The sequence below is a fragment of the Acidithrix ferrooxidans genome (genome assembly GCF_000949295.1).
Lineage (GTDB): Bacteria > Actinomycetota > Acidimicrobiia > Acidimicrobiales > Acidimicrobiaceae > Acidithrix > Acidithrix ferrooxidans.
Window position 1 is genome coordinate 36,902 of record NZ_JXYS01000066.1, and the last position, 9,982, is coordinate 46,883.

Annotated in this window: 7 protein-coding genes; 6 read left to right on the plus strand and 1 reads right to left on the minus strand. The window is 47.1% G+C overall.

All coding sequences use genetic code 11. From position 1 onward, the window contains the following. Positions 1-25: 25 nt before the first annotated feature. The 3 genes from polA to coaE all read left to right on the plus strand — a co-directional run bounded on the left by polA (position 26) and on the right by coaE (position 5,126). Positions 26-2,710, plus strand: a complete 2,685-nt coding sequence (polA, locus tag AXFE_RS10000) for a DNA polymerase I (protein ID WP_052605716.1) — start codon at positions 26-28, stop codon at positions 2,708-2,710. Between the two features lie 284 nt (positions 2,711-2,994). Beyond that, positions 2,995-4,332 (plus strand): 30S ribosomal protein S1, encoded by a 1,338-nt coding sequence (gene rpsA, locus AXFE_RS10005; RefSeq protein WP_082058648.1) that lies wholly within the window; start codon positions 2,995-2,997, stop codon positions 4,330-4,332. A gap of 188 nt (positions 4,333-4,520) precedes the next feature. Continuing rightward, entirely contained in the window at positions 4,521-5,126 is a 606-nt protein-coding gene (gene coaE, locus AXFE_RS10010; RefSeq protein WP_052605717.1) for a dephospho-CoA kinase, read from the plus strand. A gap of 382 nt (positions 5,127-5,508) precedes the next feature. Here the strand turns inward: coaE and AXFE_RS10015 are convergent, their stop codons facing one another. Continuing rightward, positions 5,509-5,751, minus strand: coding sequence for a DUF3039 domain-containing protein (locus AXFE_RS10015; protein ID WP_052605718.1), 243 nt, complete (start codon positions 5,749-5,751; stop codon positions 5,509-5,511). A 314-nt stretch (positions 5,752-6,065) separates the two neighbouring features. Here AXFE_RS10015 and uvrB point away from each other — a divergent pair, with 314 nt between their 5' ends. From uvrB to AXFE_RS10030, 3 genes are all read left to right on the plus strand, one after another. Next, entirely contained in the window at positions 6,066-8,072 is a 2,007-nt protein-coding gene (gene uvrB, locus AXFE_RS10020; RefSeq protein ID WP_152626017.1) for an excinuclease ABC subunit UvrB, read from the plus strand. A gap of 151 nt (positions 8,073-8,223) precedes the next feature. Beyond that, a complete protein-coding gene (locus AXFE_RS10025; RefSeq protein WP_052605720.1) occupies positions 8,224-8,868 on the plus strand; it encodes a class I SAM-dependent methyltransferase in 645 nt (214 codons plus the stop codon). Between the two features lie 434 nt (positions 8,869-9,302). Further along, positions 9,303-9,982, plus strand: a 680-nt coding sequence (locus AXFE_RS10030) for a transposase family protein (RefSeq protein ID WP_160291815.1), incomplete at its 3' end; no start/stop codon positions are given.

The window sequence follows — 9,982 nt, forward strand, 5'->3', positions numbered from 1 at the left end:
GGCTCAGATTTAATAAGGCGTAGATATGAAAAGACTTGTCGTTGTCGATGGATTCAGCCTCGCGTTTCGCGCATTCTTTGCAATTCCATTTGAAACCATGCACAACTCTTCTGGCTTACGCACGAATGCGCTTTACGGTCTAGTGTCCATGCTCGACGGTCTACTGGAAAATTGGAAGCCATCGCATATGGCTGTGGCACTTGATTTGCCGGAGCCTACCTTTCGCGACGAGTTAAATCCAAACTATAAGGGTCATAGGCCTCCAACTCATGAAGCGCTAGTTGAGCAGTTGGAACTTCTATCTTTGGCTATAGGTTCGCTAGGAATAGCGGTTGTCTCTAAATCAGGCTTCGAAGCTGATGACATTTTGGCGACCCTGAGTAATTTAGGCAAGGGTGCTTCGATTGAAACAATTCTTGTAACGGGCGACCGTGATAGCTATCAATTGGTAGAAGACCCATTCGTCAAGGTGCTTTATAATCGTCGGGGTGTTAGCGACTATCTCTTGCTCGATGAAGCAGGGGTGATGGAAAAAGTTGGCGCTACCCCTAAAAATTATCCGTTACTAGCTGCTCTTCGAGGAGACCCTTCAGATAACCTAATGGGCGTTGCCGGGGTAGGGGACAAGACGGCTGCCAAGTTGGCAACTACCTACGAGACACTCGATTCGCTTTTGGGCAACTTGGATGCGTTGACCCCCAAGATTTCTCGTGCAATTGAGGCTGGCGTCGACAACCTGCGCCTGAATCTTGAGCTTACTCACCTGCGTGGAGATTTGGATCTTTCCTTGTCGCTTGCGGATTTAGAGCTAGGGCCACTAGACGATTCTAAGGCTAAGGAATTTTTTGATCTAATCGAGTCGAAGAAACTTTATTCACGCACCCTTGGTGCATTTGACTATATTGGGCACCTGTCCAGTGGTCATGACAATACTAATGAACCAACAGTAGAGATCAGAGACGTTACCCGTGAAGAGTTTTTTAAAGACATAGGATCTTCGCAGAATGATTTTGCCGTTGGCATCGATGTTACCTACACAGGCGAGGCAGGAAGAAGTTCGATTGATGTTATCTGGTTGGCAAAAAGAGAGGGACCTGCCCAAATTGCCACCACCAAGGTGGCGCTAGAGTACCAAGATGAACGTCTTTGCCTTGAGACTCTTATTAGAGATTTGGGCGATCTTTCACTTGTTGGCTTTGGACTCAAAGAGTTTTTACGAAGACTATTTACAATAGGGCTTACTTCTCCAAAAATAGGTGCGGACTTAGGACTGAGCGCTTATTTGCTCGATAGTTCCCTGGGGGACTACGACCCATTTTCGGTTTTAGCGGCTTTTACTCCTGAGATAGTTGCTTCTATCCGTCAGGTTGAAGGAGGAAGTGGAGATTTGATACCAGATCTCTTCTCAACGCTAAAAGATGATGTTTCATCTATGCAGATCGCATCGATGGCTGCGCTCGCCGATTTGGAGATTCGACGGTTAATCGAAGCTGACAAGAGTGATTGGCTACTTGATGCGATAGAAAATCCGCTTTTAGTCGTCCTAGCCAAGATGGAGGCGGTAGGTGTGTTGGTCGATCGCGGCTACTTGAGCGATCTCAAGGACGATTTCATCCGTCAGGCCAGGCAGTTATCGAATCAAATACAATCGATGGCAAGAAGGACCTTCAACGTAAATTCAACCAAGCAATTGGGATCAGTTCTATTTGAGGATCTGGGTCTAACTCCACCTAAAAAGACAAAGACGGGCTTTTCGACTGACGCCTCGACGCTTGAGAAGCTGATAGGTATCCACCCAATCATCGAATTGATTATTCGATATCGAGAGGTGGAAAAGCTACGATCGACTTACGGTGAGAGCCTTTTAGCTGAAGTAGGAGGTGATGACCGTATTCATGCAACCTTTAATCAAATGGTTGCCCGGACTGGGCGACTATCTTCGGATCATCCAAACCTTCACAATATACCAATTCGTTCCGAAGAGGGAAAGAAGTTTAGATTTGCGTTTGTTGCGCCACAAGCAACCAAATTAATCGTTGCGGATTACTCACAAATAGAGTTGCGAGTAATTGCGCACCTGAGCGGAGATCCCGGTCTGGTGGAAGCTTTTTCATTGGGGACAGATATTCACACCGAGTTGGCATCTCGTGTATTTGGTATCCCCTCGAGCCAGGTAACCTCCGCGCAACGATCAAAAGCAAAGATGGTCGCTTATGGCCTTGCCTATGGAATGGAGGCATACGGCCTAGCAACACGTTTGAACATCGATGTTGGGGAGGCCGATTCCATTTTGCAAAGCTTCTTCGGCGCTTTTCCAAAGTTGCGCCAATATATGGATTCAGTAGTTAAAGAGGCCGTCAAGAATGGCTTTACCGAGACCCAGTTCGGTCGCAAAAGACGTATTCCGGATCTTTCTAATCCAAACGGGCGACTACGTCAAGGGGCAGAGCGTCAGGCCATGAACTCTGTAATTCAAGGGCTTGCAGCTGATATCTTCAAACTTGCGATTGTAAACCTCGACACCAGCCTTGATCCCGAAAATGCACGTCTGATACTTCAGGTGCACGATGAGGTTTTGGTGGAAGTAAGAGCGCCAGTTGCCCAAGAGGTTGCAGACGTCGTCGTCGACGTGATGGAGAATGCGGCGAGCCTGAAGGTCCCACTGATGGTCAACTCCTACATCGTTGACAAGTGGGGGGATTCAAAATGAATCGCTACAGGAAGTTGCCGAAATGGACTTCAATCAAAAGATCGTGCAAGGCAACTTTTAGATAGATCGAAGAGGCGTTGCAAAAAATGTCTTCTAATTGTTTGATTTCGTTTAGGTAATATAAAGTAATTATTAACTATTATTATGCTTTGAGGAAAAAGTATGTCTTCATTACTTAGATTGTGGTAGAGGTTTATCATAAATGTGGATATGCTTTGAGATGAAGCGTAATCATTTTTTTGATTTGCTTTCAAAATTGTAAGTAAAGAAAGCGTTCTACATTCATGTCCGATTCGGTTAGCGCGCCAGAAGTTGAAGTTGAAGAAATTCAGCTTGAAGACGAAGGCACACCGCGAGTAATAGTAGCAGACGATCTCGGCGATCTCTCATTTGATGATGCGATTGCACAAACGATCGTTCGTTTTGACGATGGAGATATCGTCAAAGGTAAAGTTGTAAGGGTCGATAAAGACGAGGTTCTCCTCGACATCGGTTTCAAGTCCGAGGGTGTTATCCCCGCGCGGGAACTTTCGATCCGTCACGACGTCAACCCATTTGAAGTCGTCAAAGTTGGCGACGAGGTTGAGGCACTTGTCATCCAAAAGGAAGACAAGGAAGGTCGTCTAATCCTCTCCAAGAAGCGAGCTCAGTATGAGCGCGCTTGGGGCTCTATAGAAGAGGTCAAGGAGAAGAATGGCTCAGTCAAGGGTGCGGTAATCGAAGTCGTCAAGGGCGGACTTATCGTAGACATCGGACTTCGCGGTTTCTTGCCGGCATCGTTGGTAGAGCTTCGTCGAGTACGAGACCTCACTCCATACATTGGCAAGATGATGGAAGCTAAGATCATCGAGCTGGATAAGAATCGAAACAACGTTGTTCTTTCACGTCGAGCATGGTTAGAGGAGACTCAGAAAGAGCAGCGCGAAGAGTTCTTGGCCAACCTCAAGCCTGGCGACGTTCGAAAAGGTGTGGTTTCGTCTATCGTTGCCTTTGGTGTCTTTGTGGACCTTGGCGGAATGGACGGCCTCGTTCACGTCTCGGAACTTTCATGGAAGCATGTCGACCATCCATCTTCGGTAGTACAAGTTGGCGATGAGATTGACGTTCAGATTCTTGAAGTGGATCGATCCAAGGAGCGAATTTCGCTCTCCCTCAAGGCAACTCAGCGTGATCCTTGGGAAGAGTTCGCAAGCGCACATAAGCCTGGAGAATTGGTTTATGGTCGCGTAACTAAGCTGGTTCCCTTTGGTGCATTTATTCAGGTTGCTGAAGGAATCGAAGGTTTGGTCCATATTTCAGAGATGTCTTTCCAACATGTCGACTCGCCTGACCATGTAGTGGAAGTTGGCGAAGAGCTTTGGATTAAGATCATCGATATCGATCTTGCACGTCGACGAATTAGCATCTCCATCAAGCAAGCTGCAGATGGTGGCGAAGTGGCTGCTGAATATCAAGATATCTACGGTGAGCATGCCTACGATGACGATGGTAACTTTATTGGTACCTATGACTACTCAGCAGTTGACTTTGAACCCGAAACCGAAGCCCAAAAGGCTTGGCTTGCAGACCTAGAGTCCCAGCGGGGCACCTCGGCGAGCTCAGAAGAGGATTCGCAAGAGTAATATTTGTCATCAGGAGTTACCTATCAAAGCGACAGCTCGATAGCTATTACTGACGGAAATTACTATAAATACTGTCTCAGACCACTTGGTTTGGGACAGTATTTTTTTATATAGCCATGATGAATCGTGGGAGTGCTAGTTCAATGTCGCATCTTCGTATCATTGTTGGGGCTGGTTAGGATAGAGTTATGCGAATCTTTGGTTTGACTGGTGGTATAGGGTCGGGTAAGTCGACGGTTGCTGCGTATTTAGGTAGGAGCGGTTTTGAAGTCATTGATGCCGATGAGATTGCACGCTATGTGGTAGAACCAGGTACGGCAGCCCTGCTTGAGATTGTCGGGGAATTTGGCACTTCTATCCTCGATGCCAGTGGTGCATTGGATCGGGCAAAGCTTGCCTCCATTGTATTTTATGATTCGGATAAGTTGCAGCTCTTGAACAGCATCACACATCCAGCCATAGGAGTGGAGATCGCGAGAAGAATTGGAAAAATTGGAGCTGGTAATCCTGATGGCGTAGTCCTGCTTGACATCCCTCTTTTGGTCGAGGGAGGAGGTAAAGCTAGATACGGTCTTGAAGCGCTAATAGTGGTAGATTGTGATCCCGCTATTGCATTGGAGCGGATCGTAGCCAACCGCGATATTACAAGGCAAGAGGCTCTTGCAAGGATAAATTCCCAAGTTTCTCGGGAGGTGCGCCTTGGTGTAGCAGATTACGTCCTAGATAACTCTTCGACCAAGGAAGATCTTTTGAGACAGGTTGAAGATCTGGTCGACCTATTAGATATTGCCTGAGGTACTGGAGTAGCAATTCTCTTCTAATTTGGCTTTCAATATAAATATCCATGAATCTGGATATTTAAATTGAATTGCGATATCCAACTACATTAGATCTTTGAATTTGCTATAAAAGTGCTAGTTTAGGTTTGTAATTCAGCCTCTATCGATTTTTGCAGATCCTTTTGGATCTCTTGTGAAACAGACCTCAAAGTCTGTTGGTCTATATATTTGTCAGATTAAATGGCCAGACAAAGTGATGCTTGTTGGCTTAAGCTTTTCCTCATGTTCGGTGGTATGACTGAGGGATGAAAGTCCAGATGGCTTTACTGTTTCGAAGACTTCGCTACCAAGATGATCGAGGCGATGTTCTGATCGCACACCTTGTCTGATCGAATCTTTAGTTGCTTGGTATCTTCCAGCCCTTGGCCTGAGCAACTTCTTTGCACGTGGGACATAGTGGATACTTTTGAGGATCTCGAGTTGGGACCCAGGTCTTGCCACAAAGGGCTGTGCATGGCTTTCCCGTGATGATAGCTTCGGTAACAGCTGAGGCAGGTAGAACGATATGGGCCATTCGGTCCCTCTCGTCGATATCGTTATTGTCTGTTCTGGTATCTTCAAGTACGTCAACTCGAGACATTTATTAGATCCCCTTGCGCAATATATCTTTACTGCTACAATAGTTGATTTTGGCTGGAGTCGATCTAAAAAACCTGTCACCGGCTCTCTCGCCTCGTTGATAGGTCAATGGCTACTTCTATCAATTCGCCTCTAGTTTTCATTGTTTGCAGGTCCAGGGTAAGTTTGACGCAGGGAGTCCCTGTTGTTTTTGTTAATCTGGTCGGAACGGCAAGAGTTGGCGTTGGGGTGGTTCATTTTTTTGTGGGAACTTTTGCGGCTTTAAAGGTATAGGTAAGGGAATCGTAGTTTCGGATGGCGCCCTAGATTGATGTTGTGACTAAATTCAAAGTTGTTTCTCCTTATCAGCCTGCAGGGGATCAGCCTACGGCGATAGCCGAGCTAAGCGATGGAATTCAGCGCGGCGAGAGGTTCCAAACCCTTCTTGGAATTACCGGTTCGGGCAAAAGTGCAACTATAGCTTGGACTATAGAGGCGGTACAGCGCCCGACCCTAGTGATTGCGCCTAATAAATCATTGGCTGCACAATTGGCGAGTGAGTTTCGCGAGTTTTTTCCAGATAATCGAGTCGAATACTTTGTGTCATATTACGACTACTATCAGCCCGAGGCTTACATACCTTCCTCAGATACCTATATCGAGAAGGATTCTTCTGTAAATGATGAGATCGATCGATTGCGCCACGCCGCTACCTCTGCTCTTTTGACGCGCCGAGATGTGATTGTAGTGGCATCTGTCTCCTGCATCTATGGCCTAGGATCCCCGATCGAATATTCGGAGAGGATGCTCGCCTTTCAGGTCGGGGAGAGCTATGAACTAAGAGGTGTTTTACGAAGGCTTGTCGACATCCACTACGACCGGAATGATCAAAATCTCGTACGCGGAAAGTTTAGGGTTAGGGGGGATACACTAGAGATTCACCCAGCTTATGAAGAGAGGGCCTATCGCTTTGAGTTTTTTGGTGACGAATTGGAGCGGATTCAGGGTTACGACGTTTTGACCGGAGAGGTTACGGAGGAGCTCGCCGAGTATGTGGTCTTTCCTGCTACCCACTACGTAGCTAGTAACGAGACTATGACAAGGGCCATCGCGTCGATCGAAGTCGAGTTGGGCGAGCGCCTGCGGGAATTAGAGGGTACCAATAGGCTTCTTGAGGCGCAAAGACTTAGGATGCGAACTGAATTTGACCTTGAGATGATGGCTGAAGTCGGATTCTGTAATGGTATTGAGAACTATTCGCGACACCTAGACGGACGATCGCCAGGAGAGCCTCCCTTTACTCTGTTGGACTTCTTTCCCAAGGACTTTCTTTTGGTGATTGACGAGTCCCACGTTAGCATTCCACAATTGCATGGTCAATATGCAGGCGATAGAAGTCGAAAAGAGAACCTCGTTGAGTTTGGTTTTCGGCTTCCTTCTGCTCTGGACAATCGACCGCTTAGGTTTGATGAATTTTATGAGAGAATCAATCAGGTCGTCTTTTTGTCTGCAACGCCCTCGAAATACGAGATCGCCCAATCCAGTCAGGTTGTCCAGCAAATAGTAAGGCCCACTGGACTGCTCGATCCTAAGGTAGTCGTGCGTCCTACTCAGCATCAGATAGATGACCTTCTTTCGGAGATTCGCGTTCGAATTGAAAAAAATGAACGTATCCTCGTGACTACTTTAACGAAAAAGATGGCGGAGGATCTAAGCGATTACCTTCTTGAACAGGGGCTTAGGGTTCGTTATTTGCACTCGAATATAGACACCCTTGAGAGGGTGACCATTCTTCGAGACCTGCGTCTTGGTGAGTTTGACGTTTTAGTGGGTATCAACCTTCTTCGAGAGGGTTTGGATCTGCCCGAGGTTACTTTGGTTGCGATACTCGATGCAGATAAGGAGGGGTTTTTGCGCTCTGAGACAGCTTTGATACAGACTATCGGGAGGGCTGCAAGGAATTCGGAGGGATTTGTGATCTTGTATGCGGATACAATTACAAATTCCATGACGAGAGCTATCTCTGAGACTGAGCGTCGCAGGGCCCTCCAGCAGGCCTACAACCTAGAGCATAATATAAACCCTGTAACAATCACTAAAGCGGTAACAGACATATTGGACCAATTGAGACCATCCAAGACTGCTCCGCTTCCCAAATCTAATTCAAGACGAAATAAGGGTATCTCGGACTATGCAACTATGAATATGAATGAGGTGGTAGCGCTTGTTCAAACCCTAGAGGCCGAGATGGCCGAAGCCGCAGCCGACCTTCGTTTTGAATATGCCGGAAGACTGAGAGATGAGATTAAAGAGTTGCGTAAGTATCTCGCTGATGTGGGTTGAATAAATTGCAACATAGAAGAATCGACACTACTCTTGTAGCTGGATTTGTGGTCCTAATTGTTAGATATTCCACTTATCAACGGGTTACCTGGAAGTTGAAATTCTGGGTTGATAGAATTTCCTAGCTACGATTTTTACGGAAGGTCTTGGTTTGTCTCTTATCTATCTTCAAAGAGCGCTGTTACCTCTTGATGCACTGAACCCTGGCGTTGGTATGGATCATCCGATGCGAAAAGTTGTCAGGCAGGTCGCTTTTGAGAGGGATGGATGGACGAAAGAGCGTGCTAAAAAAGTAGGCGACCTCTTTGATTCAATGGCAGAAGACTGGAGTCAGAGGAGCGGCGCAGAAAGGACTGAAGCCCTCTTGGACGGACTTAACCGCGCTCAGTATTTGAATGGAAGATGCTTGGAGATCGGATGTGGCACTGGATCTAATCTAGAACTCCTCTGTAATTTCTTCGGGGAGGTAGTTGGTATCGACTTATCTCTGTCCATGCTTTTAAAAATGACCACTCAATCGCCGCCGGTTATCAATTGTGATGCCAGTTGTTTGCCATTTAGCGACGAAAGCTTCGATTCAATTGTGATTCAGAATTCATTTCTCTTTCGAGACGAAGTTTTGCGACTACTACGTCCGAGTGGAGCCCTCTTTTGGGTCTCTACAAACGCAGATCGAACTCCTATTTATTTGAGTCCATACGATGTCCACAAAGCGCTTGGGGCCGATTTTAACGGAGTCACCTCGCTCGCTGGGAATGGCATTTGGTCGGCGTTCTCAAGATCCATGACGACCTAGGAGGTCTCAGGCTTTTTCAGATCGCCCTTGCCTGTTGGGGTATATCTTCGAAGGAAGATTTTGTGACTGGTTTATCTTCAGACGAATCTTCCTAACCAGAGTCACTAGGAGGCAATTGCGCAATTCATAATTCGACTCTTTCAGGTGGCATTTTTTGACTCAGAATGCAGGTACTATACCTTGTTGGGCATTAAGTGCGGACCTTAAAATCCAAAACGGGTAACAATCCACTTATGCAAGTGTCTCCTAGGCCTTTGCCGAAGCCAAATCCTTCGAGCTATACATTTTTTAGCTGTTTGTATGAGGATAGAGGGACTTCGGATTTAAGTGGGGAATTTAGTCAGGTGTAGCCACGCACCAGGGGTGAGTTTGGGAGGGTCACAGGGGCTCTGCCAGAATGGGATAGTTCAACAACTCATCACTGGAGGGCCCCTGTGGAAGAAAATCCTATTCGAATTGCCGAGATCTTGCTCGATCTTATGGATGTCAATTTGATTGGCATCGAGGATCTGGGTGACCAAGGTTCAAAGACACCCCTTCGGGTCCATATCGAGTGTCGAGGCGAACGACCAAAATGCCCAGTATGTAATGGGATGAGTTATTCCAAGGGAGGCTCACTAGTAGAGCTGATTGATCTACAAAGCTTTGGCCGTGCCGTCAGACTCATCTGGCACAAACGCAGGTGGGAGTGCAAGGATGGGAACTGTTCCGCCCCGTCGTGGAGTGACGTGGACACTAGGATCGCAGCTCCAAGACTCAAGCTCACCGATAGGGCAGCTAGATTCGCAACCCGAGTGGTTGGTAGAGATGGTCGATCGGTGTCATCGGTAGCCAGAGAGCTCGATTGTGATTGGCACACGATCAATGACGCTGTCATTGCCTATGGGACTCCCCTCGTAGAGGATCCAAGTCGCTTTGGTAAGGTTCGTGCACTCGGATTAGATGAGACCTTGTTTTGTCGCGAGGGTCGCTATCGGACCCAGAAGTGGTCTACCTCAATCGTGGACGTTACGAGTCCAACCCTTCTTGATGTCGTGCCTGGTAGAGAGGGAAAGGAGCCAAAGAAGTGGATAGCCAGTCAGTCCAAGGAGTGGCGTGATGATATCAAGTGGGG